Source organism: Rathayibacter sp. AY1C5 (assembly GCF_002931705.1).
Classification (GTDB): Bacteria; Actinomycetota; Actinomycetes; order Actinomycetales; family Microbacteriaceae; genus Rathayibacter.
Window position 1 is genome coordinate 52023 of the sequence record NZ_PSWD01000005.1, and the last position, 13770, is coordinate 65792.

The window sequence follows — 13770 nt, forward strand, 5'->3', positions numbered from 1 at the left end:
AGTCTGGACGCACCATGCTGGACAACGACTTCACCGAGCAGATCACTGCTCTCCGCTCCACCTTCGCCGACATCCGCGCCGTCATCGACGTGGACGGTCTCCGCTCGAAGATCGCCGAGCTCAGCGAGCAGGCCGGCGCCCCCGACCTGTGGGACGACACGGCCAACGCGCAGAAGGTGACCAGCGCCCTCAGCCACCGCCAGTCCGAGCTCGCGCGGATCACCGCGATCGACCGGCGCCTGGACGACCTCGAGGTGCTCGTCGAGATGGCGAACGAGGCCGAGGACGCCGAGTCCGAGCAGGAGGCGATCGCCGAGCTCTCCTCCCTCCAGAAGGTCATGGGCGAGCTCGAGGTGCAGACCCTGCTCGACGGCGAGTACGACGACCGCCCCGCCGTGGTCACCATCCGCGCGGGAGCGGGCGGCGTCGACGCCTCCGACTTCGCCGAGATGCTCATGCGCATGTACCTCCGCTGGGCCGAGAAGCACAAGTACGCGGCGACCGTCATGGACGCCAGCTACGCGGAGGAGGCGGGCATCAAGTCGGCCACCTTCCAGATCGACGCCCCCTACGCCTTCGGCACGCTCTCGGTCGAGGCCGGCACCCACCGCCTCGTGCGGATGAGCCCCTTCGGCGCCGCGGGCAAGCGCCAGACCTCCTTCGCCGCGGTCGAGGTCATCCCGCTGATGGAGGAGGCCGGGGCGATCGAGATCCCGGACAACGACATCCGCGTGGACGTCTTCCGCTCCTCCGGCCCCGGCGGCCAGTCGGTGAACACCACCGACTCCGCGGTGCGCCTCACCCACCTGCCCACCGGCACCGTCGTGTCGATGCAGAACGAGAAGAGCCAGATCCAGAACCGCGCCGCGGCGATGCGCGTGCTCCAGTCGCGGCTCCTGCTGCTGCAGAAGGAGCAGGAGGCGGCCACCAAGAAGGAGCTCGCCGGCACCATCACCGCGAGCTGGGGCGACCAGATGCGCAGCTACGTCCTCGCTCCGTACCAGATGGTGAAGGACCTGCGCACCGACCACGAGGTCGGCAACCCCTCGCACGTGTTCGACGGCGACCTGGACGGCTTCATCGCCGCCGGGATCCGCTGGCGGAAGTCCTCCTAGCGCGGCGCGGGCGCGTCCCCACCGACGCGCCGCGCGCCCCCTCGGCGGACTCTTCGGGATCGTCGCTTACCCTCGTACCGACATGATTCGCTTCGACAACGTCTCCAAGCAGTATCGGGGCGGCACGAGACCCGCCCTCAACGCCATCGATCTCGAGATCCTCCGGGGCGAGTTCGTCTTCCTCGTCGGCGCCTCCGGCTCCGGCAAGTCGAGCTGCCTCCGCCTGATCCTCAAGGAGGAGCGCCCCTCCTCCGGGTCGATCCACGTGCTCGGGCAGAACCTCGGCAAGATCTCGAGCCGCAAGGTCCCGTACTTCCGCCGCAACATGGGCGTCGTGTTCCAGGACTTCCGGCTGCTGCCGAACAAGTCGGTCTTCGACAACGTCGCGTTCAGCCTCCAGGTGATCGGCAAGTCGAAGGGCTACATCCAGGAGGCCGTCCCGGACACGCTCAAGATGGTGGGCCTCGCGGGCAAGGCGTCGCGCCTGCCCCACGAGCTCTCCGGCGGCGAGCAGCAGCGCGTCGCGATCGCCCGCGCCGTCGTCAACAAGCCGGCCGTCCTGCTGGCCGACGAGCCCACGGGCAACCTCGACCCGACCACGAGCGCCGGCATCATGGCGCTGCTCGAGCGGATCAACGCGGGCGGCACGACCGTGATCATGGCGACCCACGAGGCCGGCATCGTCGACCAGATGAAGCGCCGCGTCATCGAGCTCTCGGCCGGCAGCATCGTCCGCGACGAGAGCCAGGGCGGCTACGGCCAGACCGAGAGCATCACCGTCGTCCACGACGGCGTCGTGGTCGTGGCGGCCGACGACCACGCGGTCGCCGAGCAGCCCGCGCCCCCGGCGATCATCGACAGCGAGCTCGCGCCCGCCGAGGTCCCCGAGATCGACCTGCGCCAGGAGGCCCCGGCCCCGCCGCCCGAGCCGGCCCGCCTCTCGCAGACCGCCGCCCAGCCCCGCGTCCCCGAGGGCCGCCGCTCCGCCGCCGTCGAGCCGGAGCGCGAGCCGGAGCCGGCCGCCGAGCCCGCCGCCGCCCCGCGCGTCGTCGAGCTGCAGAGCCAGACCGGTCCGATCTTCCTCCCCGCCGACACCGGCGCCCTGCCCGAGGAGTCGCTCGCCGCGCGCCTCGGCCTCCGCGCCCACGCGGGCGAGGGCGACGAGACCGGCGACGACCAGCAGAACGTAGGACCCGTCAAGTGAGATTCGCACTGATCTGGTCGGAGGTCGCCAGCGGCCTCCGGCGCAACGTCTCCATGGTCGTCTCGGTGATCCTGGTGACCTTCATCTCCCTCACCTTCGTCGGCACGGCGATCCTGCTCCAGATGCAGATCGGCCAGATGAAGAACTTCTGGTACGACAAGGCGCAGGTCGCGGTGTACATGTGCACCGCCACCTCCGGCGGCTCGAACTGCAGCGGCTCCGACGCCACCGCCGAGCAGATCGACGCGGTGCAGGGCCAGCTCGAGGGCGCCACGCTCGCGCCGTACATCGACCGCTCCTACTTCGAGGACCACGACCAGGCCTACGCGAACTTCCAGGAGCAGTTCGCGGGCAACCCGGTCGCCGAGTACGTCACTCCCGACCTGCTCAACCAGACCTTCTGGATCAATCTGAAGGACCCGACCCAGTCGGACGTCATCGTGGAGAGCCTGTCGAGCGTCTCGGGAGTCGAGAGCGTCACCGACCAGCGGCAGTACCTCGACCAGATCTTCTCGATCCTCAACGCGGCGAGCTACACAGCGATCGGCATCGCCGTCCTGATGCTCGTCGCGGCCGTGCTGCTCATCGCCACCACGATCCGCCTCTCGGCGTTCTCGCGGAGACGGGAGCTGGGCATCATGCGGCTCGTGGGGGCCTCGAACCGGTTCATCCAGACCCCGTTCATCCTCGAGGGGGTCTTCGCCGCGCTGGTCGGCTCGATCCTTGCGGGAGTCGCGGTGGTCGCCATCGTGCAGGTCTTCGTGCAGGGGTTCCTGGCGTACCGGATCCCGCTGACCTCCTTCGTGGGACTCGACGACGCTCTGATCGTCGTGCCGATCCTGATCGTGGTCGGCATCGTCCTGGCCGCCGTCTCGGCGAACGTCGCGATCGCGCGGTACCTGCGGGTCTGATCCCGGACCGGACGTATACTGGTGGGTTGTCCCGTTCGGGGCGGCCCACCGGTGCATCGCCCCGACGATGCCCGCCCCCTTCATCCGCTCGCGACCCGAGGAGCAGCCGTGCCCAGAGAACAGGGACAGAAGGTCGTCGCGACCAACCGCAAGGCGCGCCACGACTACCTCATCGAGGACACCTACGAGGCGGGCCTCGTGCTCACCGGCACCGAGGTGAAGTCCCTCCGGGCCGGCCGCGCCTCGCTGGTCGACGGCTACGCGTTCGTCGACGGGGGAGAGGCGTGGCTCGACGCCGTCCACATCAACGAGTGGGCCCAGGGCACCTGGACGAACCACCCGCCGCGCCGCAAGCGCAAGCTGCTGCTGCACAAGGCGCAGATCCTCAAGATCCACAACAAGGTGAAGGAGGGCGGGTACACGCTGATCCCGCTCTCGTTGTACTTCAGCGACGGCAAGGCCAAGGTCGAGCTGGCCGTGGCCAAGGGCAAGAAGGACTACGACAAGCGCCAGGTCCTCCGCGAGCGCCAGGACCGCCGCGAGGCGGACCGTGCGATGTCGACCCGCCGCCGCCTCGGCGAGTAGGCCCCGGCGGGCACTGTCCGACGGGTGCCGCGCAAGCCTCTTCTTCGCGCCCCGTGCTTTGGGAGACTGGGGCGCGTGACCTCCCCCGAGAACAGCGCCCCCGCCGCCCTGAGCGCCGCCGACGAGAAGACGCGGTGGCGCGCCTTCGCGGTGAGCGTCGGAGTCGCGGCCATCACGATCCTCGACCTCTCGAAGGTCAACGTCGGCCTGCCGTCGATCGAGCGCTCGCTCGGAGCGGACGCGAGCCAGCTGCAGCTGATCGTCGCGGGCTACGCGCTCGCCTTCGGACTGGCGCTCGTGCCGGCCGGTCGGCTGGGCGACATCCGCTCGCGCCGCCTGCTGTTCCTCATCGGGCTGACCGCGTTCACGGTGACGAGCCTGCTCTGCGCGCTCGCGCCGTCGATCGAGCTGCTCGTCGTCGCGCGCTTCCTGCAGGGCGTCGCCGCGGGCATCCAGATGCCCCAGGTCCTCGGGCTGGTGCAGCAGATGTTCACCGGCGCCGAGCGGGCCCGGGCCTTCGGGGTCTTCGGCGCGACCATCGGCCTGTCGACCGCCTTCGGCCCGACCCTCGGCGGCCTCCTGATCGCGATCGGAGGCGAGCAGGACGGCTGGCGCCTGCTGTTCTGGATGAACATCCCGCTGGGCGTCGCCGCGCTGGTCTTCGCCTGGAAGCTCATCCCGAAGAAGCGCTCGCGGCCCGAGGGGGACCGGTCCCTCGACCCGGTCGGCCTGCTCCTGCTGGCGGTCGCGATCTTCGCGTTCATGCTGCCGTTCCTGCTGACCACGGGCTCCTCCTCGGACTCGCCCTACCGCTGGTTCTGGCTGGTGCTCGCCGCGGCCGCCGCCGCCGTCTTCGTGCGCTGGGAGGCGCACTACGCCGCGTCGGGGCGGACGCCCGTCATCGACTTCCGCATCTTCCGGACCAGCTCCTATCGCAACGGCATCCTGGTCGCGACCTCCTACTTCGCCGCGATCCCGGCGACCTTCCTCCTCACCACGCTCTTCCTCCAGCAGGGGCTCGGCCTCGAGCCGGTGTTCGCCGGCATGGTGAGCATCCCGTTCGCGCTGACCTCGGCGGTGACCGCCTGGTACGGCGGCAAGCTCGTGCAGCGCTACGGCCGCGCACTGGTGGTGCTCGGCATCGTGCTCGTGGTCATCGGCTTCACGCTCGTGCTGCTCGCCGCCGAGCTCCTCCCGGCCGAGACCGCCGCCTACGGCATGGGTGCCGCGATGCTCGTCGCCGGGGCCGGCGGCGGCTTCGTCGTGTCGCCGAACCAGACGCTCACCCTCGCCGAGATCCCGCCGGCGCAGGGCGGCGTGGCGGGCTCCGTGGGCCAGCTCGGCCAGCGCGTGGGCACCGCGGTCGGCACCGCCTGCGCCTCCGCCGTCTTCTTCGCGACCCTGGCGAGCGAGCAGGGGATGGCGGAGGGGCTGGACCGGTACCACGACGCCTTCCGCAACGGTTACTTCGTCACCCTCGGGCTGATCGCGCTCGCGCTCGTGCTGGGTCTGCTCGATCTGCGCCGCCGCCGGGTGACCGCCCGCGGAGCTGAGGTAGACTAGGACCCGTAACTCCACAGTGTGCGACGAACGACCCACTCCAGCGGCCTCCGGGCCGTCGAGTGCTCGCGGGGATGATCGGTTTCGACATTGCCTGCGAAACTGCGAGAAGCGGGTCGAGGATCCAGGGTCATCTCGTCAACGATCCCTGGAAAACACAGGTGCCGAACAGAAGCGCACCGACTTCGCTCTCGCTGCCTAAGCCAGAGTAGATAGTCCGTCAGCCCGTGGGTGCGTCCTCGCCCCGGATCCTGGCGTCATCTAGAGGACTTGCTGCGTCGTTACGCCTGAGGGCGACGCGGGACTTGCACTCGGGCTGGGCCCGTCGACCGATGCGCCGATGGTAACGGTCGGGGCCGAGCAGAACGCTCTCATCGGCTACACCCGTAGAAGGCGCAGAATCACAGCGATGGACGGGGGTTCGATTCCCCCCATCTCCACCACCGGTCGTCGTCGCACACTGGGAGCTCCGCTCCGCCGCCCTCACGACGGTCGCACGTCGAGCTGTCTGATCCGCCCGTAGAGGGTGAGCATCGCCAGCCGGTCGTCGTCGTCGTGCGCCGGGCCGGCGAGAGCCTGCGGCGGGGCCCAGTCCCGGTAGAGCACGCCCGGCGCCAGCACGGCGACGGCGGTGCCGGCCGGGTAGTGGGCGCTGCGGTCCACCGGCAGCTCGGCGAACGCGTCGGGCAGGAGCCGGTGCAGCACGTCCAGCAGAGGACGGAGCCGTGCTGCTCGCGCCTCGTGCACGGAGAGGGTCACGGCGTTCATCGCGGCGAGCGCGGCCACCAGGTGCTCGGCGGCGTCGTCGTCGTCGCACCGCTCGGTGACCAGCAGCGAGACCACACCGCGCGGCTTCAGCCAGCCGAGTGTGGCGGCCTCGTCGTCGCCGTCCACCGAGACGACGCGGTCGGAGGCGTGGGCGTAGTCGTGCAGGAGCCGCGACCAGACGTCGCCCGGGCCGGGCCCGTCGACCTGCGCGACCGCCTCCGCCGCGGCGAGCAGGGAGCTCTGCCGGTGGAGCCTCGGGAACAGGCTGCCGCCGGTCCCCAGTGCTGCTCGGCCGTGCGCGAGCGCTCGGGGGGTTCCTGGTCGTGCCGGTCCTGCATGTCGACTCCTGAGCCGCCGGTCTCCGCGCCCCCTCGCGCCTGCCGTTCGTCCCTTCACCCTGCGCTCCGCCGGAGCGCGTGTCAATGAGCCGAACGGGGGTCGATCGGAGCCGTGGTCAGCGAGCGGAGCCGAAGAGGCTGCCGGTGGTGGAGTCGTCGGCCGGATCGAGGACCGCGCAGACGATCGTGCGGTCTCCATGGCGCCAGCCGACCTCGGAGGGGACGAGCGAGCGGTACTCGAGGGCGGAGTCGCCGTAGGCGATCCCCATCACGGCGCCGAACTCCGGCTCGCAGCCCGCCTCGGCCTGGGCGAGCAGCGTGTTGCGGCTGGAGTAGCGGTCTCCGGGCTGCGCGAACGTGTGGAAGACCTCCAGTGCGTGCTCCTCGGCGCACGGGACGACGTCCACGTCGGCGATGCGGTCGTCGCCCGGGTCGGCCAGGCAGTCGCCGCGCCGCAGCGAGAACACGTCGGTGACGCCGGCGGTCGCCACCGTGCCGCCCTCGTCACGCACGGCCTCCGGGCCGTCCGGCCCGACGACGGAGGAGCAGCCCGAGAGGAGCAGGAGGAGCGCCGCCGAGGCGAGCGCGGCCGTCCGGCTCCTCATCGCGGCGCCACGATCGCGAGCACCTCGTCGTGCAGCAGGCCGTTGGTGGCGACGGCGCTGCCGTGCCACGGCCCGTCCTCCCCGTCGGCGGAGGTGAAGCGGCCGCCCGCCTCCTGCACGATCGGCACCAGGGCCGCCAGGTCGTAGGGCTTCACGTCGAACTCGCCCGCACCGTCGAGGAGGCCCTCGGCGACGAGCATGTAGGGCCACGCGTCCCCGTACGCCCGGTCGCGCCAGACGGCGCCGGCGAGCTCGAGCAGCTGCGGGAGACGGCCCGCGCCCTCCCACTGCTGGATGCTGTTGTAGCTGAAGGTCGCCGAGGCGAGCGTGTCGATCCCCGAGACGCGCAGCGGTCGCGGCTCGGCCCCGGCCTCCAGCTCGACGGCCCAGGCGCCGGAGCCCTCGGCCGCCCACCAGCGCGTGCCGAGAGCGGGAGCGGAGACGACTCCGACGACGGGGACGCCGTCGACCGCGAGCGCGATCAGGGTCGCCCAGATCGGGACGCCGCGGAGGAAGTGGGCGGTGCCGTCGATCGGGTCGAGGATCCACTGCCGCGAGGCCTCGCCCGAGGTGCCGAACTCCTCACCGAGGATCGCGTCGTCCGGACGCTCGGCGGCGAGCAGCGCGCGGATCGCCTCCTCGACGGCGCGGTCGGCGTCGGTGACCGGGGTGCGGTCGAGCTTCGTGTCCACGACGAGGTCGAGCGCGCCGAACCGCTCCCGCGAGATCGCATCGGCCGCGTCCGCCAGGCGGAGGGCGAGTCGGAGGTCGTCGTCGAAGCTCTGGTCACTGCTCTGCGGGGTCACGCGACCACGATACCGGTGGGTCCCGCGGAGCCTCCGATCGCTGCCGCGGGCGTTCCGTCGCGCTCGATTTGACGAGACGGGGGGAGACGCTGGTAATGTGATCCCTCGGTTCGGCACGCACGATCAGCCGGCCGGAACGCACCTCTAGCTCAATCGGCAGAGCAACTGACTCTTAATCAGTGGGTTCTCGGTTCAAGTCCGAGGGGGTGCACCACCAGCCCCGCACCTCCTCGTGAGGTGCGGGGCTTCGTCGTTCCCGGTCCGAGTCCGTTCCCGACCTCCTCGGAGCGCCCGCGGGGGGAGCGCCGGCCCGTGCTCACTCGCTGGAGGGTGCGGCGGTCGACGGGTCGAGCAGCGGCAGGACTCCGCGGAAGCCGGCGCTCGTGGAGCCGATCCCGACGTCGAGCGCGTCGAAGGCCCGGGCCTGGTCGTCTGCGGCGGCGGTCAGGCTCAGGGTGATGCCCGTCCGCGTGAAGGTCCGGGCGACGGTGCTCCAGGCGAGGTCGACGTCTCCGTCCGCCGACGCCAACAGGCGCCTGAGCATCCGCACGGTGTCCGGCGCAGAATGCGGACCGACCCCCGTTCGCGTGGCAGGATCTCCGTTCGCTTCCGTTTCCCCTCCAGAAAGGACCGATGTGCCCGAAGACGTCCTCCCCGTGATCGGCTCGATCGCGCTCGCCGTGGTGATCGCGGTCGTGATCGCCGTGGTCGCGACCGCCGTCGTCGCCCTCGTGCTGCGCTCGGTCGGCAAGCGCAAGACCTGGGCGCGCCTGCTGATCCGGCGTCTGCGCATCCCGTTCCGCGTGCTGCTGATGACCATCGCGGTCTGGGCCGCGCTCGCCGCCACCGTGTCGGGCGACCCCTGGCCGGGTCTCGTGCAGCGGGTGTTCCAGATCGCCACGATCGGCGCGGCGGCGTGGGTGATCGGATCCCTGTTCGTGTTCCTCGAGGACCTGGGCGCCGAGCGCTACCGGACCGACACGGCCGACAACCGCCGGGCACGCCGCCTCCGCACGCAGATGACGATCATCCGGAGGGTCGCCGTGGCGGCCGTCGTGGTCATCGCGATTGGCGCCTCGCTGCTGACCTTCCCCGAGGCCCGTACGGCCGGTGCGAGCCTCCTGGCCTCGGCCGGCGTGCTCTCGATCGTGGCGGGCCTGGCCGCGCAGTCGAGCCTCACGAACATCTTCGCCGGGATGCAGCTCGCCTTCAGTGACGCCATCCGCCTGGACGACGTGGTGATCGTCGAGACCGAGTGGGGGCGGATCGAGGAGATCACGCTGACCTATGTCGTCGTCCACCTCTGGGACGACCGCCGCCTGGTGCTGCCCACGAACTACTTCACGACCCAGCCGTTCCAGAACTGGACCCGCACCGGGTCCGAGCTGCTCGGCGCCGTCGAGCTCGACCTGGACTGGCGGGTGAGCCCCGAGCAGATGCGCGACGAGCTGCACCGCATGCTCGAGGAGACGGACCTCTGGGACCGGCGCACCAGCGTGCTGCAGGTGACCGACGCGACGGGCGGCTTCGTCCGGATCCGGGTGCTCGTCACCGCGAAGGACGCGCCGACGCTCTTCGACCTGCGCTGCTACGTGCGCGAGCGGCTCGTCTCGTGGCTGCACGAGAACGACCCCGTCGCCCTGCCGCGTCAGCGCGTCGAGATGGAGCGGGAGCCCGCTCGCGCCGCGACCCCGCGCCGGCACGGGTCCTCCGCCCCGGACAACCTGTTCTCGGGCGACGAGCGCTCAAACGAGCGGGGGGCGATGTTCACAGGTCTCATCGACCTGCGGGACACCCCGAAGCGGGACACCCCGAAGCGGGAGCTGCCGCCGCGGGACTGACTCCTGCGAGGACGCCGCTCGCACGGCCGCGCCCGGGGTGCGCGCGGCGAGCGGCGTCCCGCAGAGCGGTCAGCGGTTCACGGAGCTCATGTCGGCGTAGCGGTCGCCGACGGGGGCCTCGAGCGCGCCGAGGACGTCGAGCTGCTCCGCGGTCAGCACGAGGGCGTCCGCGGCCGCGTTCTCCTCGATGCGCGAGACGCGCTTGGTGCCCGGGATCGGAGCGATGTCCTCGCCCTGGGCGAGCAGCCAGGCGAGCGCCACCTGCGCGGCGGTCGCGTCCGCCTCTGCCGCCACACGGTCGACGGCCTCCACGATGCGGAGGTTCGCCTCCAGCGCTCCGTCGGCGAAGCGGGGGTTGTCGCGGCGGAAGTCGTCGCTGCCCAGCTCGGCGACCGAGCGGATGCTGCCCGTGAGGAAGCCGCGGCCCAGCGGCGAGTACGGGACGAAGCCGATGCCGAGCTCGCGGAGGACCGGCAGCACCTCCGCCTCGGGGTCGCGGGTCCAGAGCGAGTACTCGGACTGCACAGCGGTGACCGGGTGCACGGCGTGAGCGCGCCGGATCGTCGCTGGCGCCGCCTCCGAGAGGCCGTAGCCGCGGAGCTTGCCCTCCTGGATCAGCTCCGCGAAGGCCCCGGCGGTCTCCTCGACCGGGACGCCCGGGTCCATGCGGTGCTGGTAGTAGAGGTCGATGCGGTCGGTGCCGAGGCGCGCGAGCGAGCCCTCGACGGCGAGCCGCAGGTTCTCCGGGGAGCCGTCGAGTCCGCGGCCCCCGTCGCCGCGGTGGCGGATCATGCCGAACTTGCTCGCCAGCACCACCTCGTCGCGGCGGCCTGCCAGCGCGCGGCCGAGCAGCTCCTCGTTGGTGTACGGGCCGTAGATCTCGGCGGTGTCGAGGAACGTGACGCCGAGCTCGAGGGCGCGGTGCACGGTGCGGATCGACTCCGCGTCGTCGGTGCCGGCGCCGGTGTAGAACGCCGACATGCCCATCGCGCCGAGACCGAGGCGCGAGACCTCGAGAGCGGCGACGTCGGATCCGAGGGTGATCGTCTTCATCAGTGGGTGGTCCTCTCCTGGTACGCCGCAATCTTGATGTCGATCGCAGCGAGGCTGGCGTGTGTCCGGGCGAGCTGCGCCTCGACCTCCTCGCGGTGCGTCCGGAGCAGCGCGAGGCGCTCCGGCTCCGTGGCGGGCCCGATCCGGAGGAGCCGGGCGTACTCGCGGATCCTCGCGATCGGCATCCCGGTCGCGCGGAGCTTGGTGAGGAAGTCGACCCAGCCGACGTCGGCCGGCCGGTAGCGGCGGTGCTGCGACGAGGCGCGCTCGACCGGGTCGAGCATGAGCCCGGCGCGCTCGTAGTAGCGCAGGGTGTGCACGGTGAGACCGGTGACGGCGGCGACCTGCGAGATCGACAGCACCTCCGGCTCGGCCGGGGCGGCGGTGGCGGTGGACATGGCGTCAACCTACGACTTCGAGTGCGCTCGAGGTCAAGCGGGAGCGGGCGACTCAGCCGACCTCGCGGCTGAAGCCCAGGAGGGCCTCGGCGATGCGGGCGTCCGCCTCCTCGTGGCTGATGGTCGCCTCGCCGTCGCCCGCCTGCGGCCCGTACCAGCCGAAGTCGGCGTGGTTGGCGCCGTCGATCTCGACGAGGTCGGCGGAGGAGGGCAGCCGGACGCTCGCGTCGGCGACCTTCTCCGGCGTGCTGAGCCCGTCCTCCGATCCGCTGACACTGAGGACGGGGAGCCCGGAGCCCGAGAGGTCGTTCGCGCAGTAGCTGCCGAGCAGCACCAGGCCCGCCACCGCCGGGTCCTCGGCCCACTGGCAGGCCTTCACGCCGCCGAGGGAGTGGCCGCCGACGAGCCAGCGGTCGACGCCCTCGGCCTGGCTGGTGAAGGTCTCGAGCGAGCGGAGATCGAAGAAGGCCAGGTGCAGGATCGGCCGCGTGATCACGACGGTCGCCCCGGCCTCGACCAACGGAGCCAGGGTCGCCTCGTAGGAGGAGGCGTCGACCTTCGCTCCGGGGATGAAGACCAGGCCCGTGCCGGCCAGCTCGCCGGTCGAGGTCGGCGTCATCACGAGCGCGTCGTCCGTGCGCTCGACCGCGATCGCCGGATCGGCGCGCACGCGGGCGAGGGCGTCCTCGTCGGGGCCGCTGACGATCGAGCTCCAGGTGAGGAAGCCGAGGACCGCGACTCCGAGGACTCCGCCGATGCTCGCGAGAACGACGCGGCGGCGCCTCATCGGGCTGCCGCGATCGCGTCGGCCGCCTGTACCAGGGCGAGGTGGGAGAGGGCCTGGGGAGTGTTCCCCGCGTGCCGACGGCCCTCGACGTCGTACTCCTCCGAGAGGAGGCCCACGTCGTTGCAGAGCCCGACGAGCCGGTCCATCAGGGTCCGCGCGTCGTCGATCCGGCCGGAGTCGGCGTACTGCCGGACGAGCCAGAAGGAGCAGGCGAGGAACGGGTGCTCGCCGCCGGCGAGGCCGTCGACCGAGGACTCGGTCCGGTAGCGGTGCAGCAGGCCGTCCTGCAGGAGCACGCGCTCCAGCTCGGCGACGGTGCCCAGCATCCGCGGGTCGTCGGCGGGGACGAAGCCGACCATCGGCAGCACGAGGAGCGACGCGTCGACCTCGGGCGAGCCGTAGGACTGCACGAAGTGGCCGCGCTCGGCGTCGAAGCCCTGGGCCTCGATCTCGGCGCGCACCTCGTCGCGGAGGCGCTCCCAGGTCTCGACCGGACCGGGCAGGCCGTTCTCGCGCACGGCGCGGACGCCCCGATCGAGCGCGGCCCAGATCATGACCCGCGAGTGCGTGAAGTGCCGCGGCTCGCCCCGGATCTCCCAGATGCCGTTGTCCGGCCGCTGCCAGTTGGTCTCGACGAAGCCCAGGAGCGCGCGCTGGAGCGGCCAGGAGAACTCCGTCTCGTCCACTCCGGCCACGCGGGCCTCGTGCAGAGCGACCATCACCTCGCCGATCACGTCCGCCTGGTACTGGTCGACGGCGGCGTTCCCGATCCGCACGGGGGAGGCGCCGTCGTAGCCGGGCAGGCTCGGCATCTCCCGCTCGGGCAGGTCGCGCTCGCCGGCGAGGCCGTACATGATCTGCACGTCCTCCGGCGCGCCCGCGACCGCGCGGAGCAGCCAGGCCCGCCACTTCTGCGCCTCCTGCTCGAACCCGTGCGCGAGCAGGGCCTGCAGGGTGAGCGAGGCGTCGCGGAGCCAGACGTAGCGGTAGTCCCAGTTGCGGGCGCCGCCGAACTGCTCCGGGAGCGAGGTGGTCGCCGCCGCGACGATGCCGCCGGTCTCGTCGTCGGTCAGGGCGCGGAGGGTCAGCAGCGAGCGGACGACGGCGTCGCGGTGCGGCCCGTCGTAGTCGATCGCCGACGCCCACTCGGACCACCAGGAGAGCGTGCGCTCCAGCGCGCGGTCGACGTCGAGGCGCTTCGGCGCCCGCTGGTGCGAGGGGAACCACGCCATCGAGAGGTCGACGACCGCGTCCGCGTCGACGTCGAACTCCGCCGCGTGGGCGTGGTCGACGGCCTTCAACCGCACTCCGCGCACCACGACCGCGTCGGGCCCGGCGACGGCGACGAGCAGCGGATCCTCGTCCGTCCCCTCCTGCCGCACCCACGGCATGGTGCGGGCGTAGTCGAAGCGGATGCGCAGCTCCTGCCGCATCCGGACGGTCCCCGACACTCCGCGCACCCGGCGCACCAGCTCGGCGCGCTCGTCGCGCAGCGGCATCACATCGACCACCTCGACGACGCCGGTGGGCGTCGTCCACCGGGTGACCAGCGCGAGCGTGTCGCCGAGGTAGTGGCGCTCGCTCGTCGCCTCCCCGTCCACCGGCCGGAGCGACCAGCGCCCCTGGTCGTCGCCGCCGAGGAGGGCGCCGAAGACGGAGGCGGAGTCGAAGCGCGGCAGGCACAGCCAGTCGATCCCCCCGTCGCGGGAGACGAGAGCGGCCGTGCGGCAGTCGGAGAGGACGGCGTAGTCCTCGATCGGGGAGACCATGCGGCGATCCTCTCAGGTGCGGCTGTGGCC

The 13770-nt window shown here is 71.7% G+C and carries 14 protein-coding genes, 1 tRNA gene and 1 other RNA gene; 8 read left to right on the plus strand and 8 right to left on the minus strand.

Annotated elements, in window-relative coordinates:
- Nucleotides 1-14: 14 nt before the first annotated feature.
- The 6 genes from prfB (at nucleotide 15) to ssrA (ending at nucleotide 5818) form a co-directional block, all read left to right on the plus strand.
- Nucleotides 15-1115, plus strand: coding sequence for a peptide chain release factor 2 (gene prfB / locus C5C57_RS06105; RefSeq protein WP_104226967.1), 1101 nt, complete (start codon nucleotides 15-17; stop codon nucleotides 1113-1115).
- Nucleotides 1116-1197: 82 nt separating this feature from the next.
- Nucleotides 1198-2319 carry a cell division ATP-binding protein FtsE gene (ftsE, locus tag C5C57_RS06110; RefSeq protein ID WP_104233202.1) on the plus strand — a complete coding sequence of 374 codons (1122 nt, stop codon included), beginning with the start codon at nucleotides 1198-1200 and terminating at the stop codon, nucleotides 2317-2319.
- Nucleotides 2316-3230: a permease-like cell division protein FtsX gene (gene ftsX, locus C5C57_RS06115; RefSeq protein ID WP_104223559.1), complete on the plus strand. Its 915-nt coding sequence runs from the start codon at nucleotides 2316-2318 to the stop codon at nucleotides 3228-3230. The genes ftsE and ftsX overlap by 4 nt, the downstream gene beginning before the upstream one ends.
- A gap of 108 nt (nucleotides 3231-3338) precedes the next feature.
- Nucleotides 3339-3815, plus strand: coding sequence for an SsrA-binding protein SmpB (gene smpB / locus C5C57_RS06120; protein ID WP_104223558.1), 477 nt, complete (start codon nucleotides 3339-3341; stop codon nucleotides 3813-3815).
- Nucleotides 3816-3890: 75 nt separating this feature from the next.
- Complete coding sequence (locus tag C5C57_RS06125) at nucleotides 3891-5378, plus strand: MFS transporter (protein WP_104223557.1); 1488 nt, start codon at nucleotides 3891-3893, stop codon at nucleotides 5376-5378.
- Between the two features lie 67 nt (nucleotides 5379-5445).
- Nucleotides 5446-5818, plus strand: a transfer-messenger RNA (tmRNA) gene (gene ssrA / locus C5C57_RS06130).
- Between the two features lie 40 nt (nucleotides 5819-5858).
- Here the strand turns inward: ssrA and C5C57_RS17725 are convergent.
- Genes C5C57_RS17725 through C5C57_RS06145 form a run of 3 tightly spaced genes read right to left on the minus strand, consistent with a single transcriptional unit; the run spans nucleotide 5859 to nucleotide 7892 of the window.
- The gene (locus C5C57_RS17725; RefSeq protein WP_146082384.1) at nucleotides 5859-6539 is read right to left on the minus strand and encodes a hypothetical protein; all 681 of its coding nucleotides are present in this window, start codon (nucleotides 6537-6539) and stop codon (nucleotides 5859-5861) included.
- A gap of 58 nt (nucleotides 6540-6597) precedes the next feature.
- A complete protein-coding gene (locus tag C5C57_RS06140) occupies nucleotides 6598-7086 on the minus strand; it encodes a septum formation family protein (RefSeq protein ID WP_104223555.1) in 489 nt (162 codons plus the stop codon).
- Nucleotides 7083-7892, minus strand: a complete 810-nt coding sequence (locus tag C5C57_RS06145; protein WP_104223554.1) for an inositol monophosphatase family protein — start codon at nucleotides 7890-7892, stop codon at nucleotides 7083-7085. Before C5C57_RS06145 ends, C5C57_RS06140 begins: the two co-directional genes overlap by 4 nt.
- 138 nt (nucleotides 7893-8030) lie before the next feature.
- On the opposite strand from C5C57_RS06145, the gene C5C57_RS06150 reads away from it, so the two are divergent.
- Nucleotides 8031-8106, plus strand: a tRNA-Lys gene (locus tag C5C57_RS06150).
- Nucleotides 8107-8208: 102 nt separating this feature from the next.
- Here the strand turns inward: C5C57_RS06150 and C5C57_RS18040 are convergent.
- Complete coding sequence (locus tag C5C57_RS18040) at nucleotides 8209-8436, minus strand: hypothetical protein (RefSeq protein ID WP_181027177.1); 228 nt, start codon at nucleotides 8434-8436, stop codon at nucleotides 8209-8211.
- A 91-nt stretch (nucleotides 8437-8527) separates the two neighbouring features.
- Here C5C57_RS18040 and C5C57_RS06160 point away from each other — a divergent pair, with 91 nt between their 5' ends.
- On the plus strand, nucleotides 8528-9733 hold the full coding sequence (locus C5C57_RS06160; RefSeq protein WP_258063236.1) for a mechanosensitive ion channel family protein: 1206 nt from the start codon (nucleotides 8528-8530) through the stop codon (nucleotides 9731-9733).
- A 69-nt stretch (nucleotides 9734-9802) separates the two neighbouring features.
- Here the strand turns inward: C5C57_RS06160 and C5C57_RS06165 are convergent, their stop codons facing one another.
- From C5C57_RS06165 to C5C57_RS06180, 4 genes are read right to left on the minus strand one after another with little or no spacing between them, the layout of a single operon-like run.
- Nucleotides 9803-10786: an aldo/keto reductase gene (locus C5C57_RS06165; RefSeq protein ID WP_104226238.1), complete on the minus strand. Its 984-nt coding sequence runs from the start codon at nucleotides 10784-10786 to the stop codon at nucleotides 9803-9805.
- Nucleotides 10786-11184, minus strand: coding sequence for a MerR family transcriptional regulator (locus C5C57_RS06170; protein WP_104223551.1), 399 nt, complete (start codon nucleotides 11182-11184; stop codon nucleotides 10786-10788). The genes C5C57_RS06165 and C5C57_RS06170 overlap by 1 nt, the downstream gene beginning before the upstream one ends.
- A gap of 52 nt (nucleotides 11185-11236) precedes the next feature.
- Nucleotides 11237-11971, minus strand: a complete 735-nt coding sequence (locus tag C5C57_RS06175) for an alpha/beta hydrolase (RefSeq protein ID WP_104223550.1) — start codon at nucleotides 11969-11971, stop codon at nucleotides 11237-11239.
- Complete coding sequence (locus C5C57_RS06180; protein WP_104223549.1) at nucleotides 11968-13740, minus strand: glycoside hydrolase family 15 protein; 1773 nt, start codon at nucleotides 13738-13740, stop codon at nucleotides 11968-11970. Before C5C57_RS06180 ends, C5C57_RS06175 begins: the two co-directional genes overlap by 4 nt.
- Nucleotides 13741-13770: the final 30 nt, after the last annotated feature.

Bases quoted from the DNA above. Each gene is read 5' to 3' on its own strand.
- C5C57_RS06165 (WP_104226238.1), bottom strand. From the start codon at position 10,786: ATGAAGACGATCACCCTCGGATCCGACGTCGCCGCTCTCGAGGTCTCG.
- C5C57_RS06140 (WP_104223555.1), bottom strand. From the start codon at position 7,086: ATGAGGAGCCGGACGGCCGCGCTCGCCTCGGCGGCGCTCCTCCTGCTC.
- ftsE (WP_104233202.1), top strand. From the start codon at position 1,198: ATGATTCGCTTCGACAACGTCTCCAAGCAGTATCGGGGCGGCACGAGA.
- prfB (WP_104226967.1), top strand. From the start codon at position 15: ATGCTGGACAACGACTTCACCGAGCAGATCACTGCTCTCCGCTCCACC.
- C5C57_RS18040 (WP_181027177.1), bottom strand. From the start codon at position 8,436: ATGCTCAGGCGCCTGTTGGCGTCGGCGGACGGAGACGTCGACCTCGCC.
- C5C57_RS06170 (WP_104223551.1), bottom strand. From the start codon at position 11,184: ATGTCCACCGCCACCGCCGCCCCGGCCGAGCCGGAGGTGCTGTCGATC.
- C5C57_RS06175 (WP_104223550.1), bottom strand. From the start codon at position 11,971: ATGAGGCGCCGCCGCGTCGTTCTCGCGAGCATCGGCGGAGTCCTCGGA.
- C5C57_RS06180 (WP_104223549.1), bottom strand. From the start codon at position 13,740: ATGGTCTCCCCGATCGAGGACTACGCCGTCCTCTCCGACTGCCGCACG.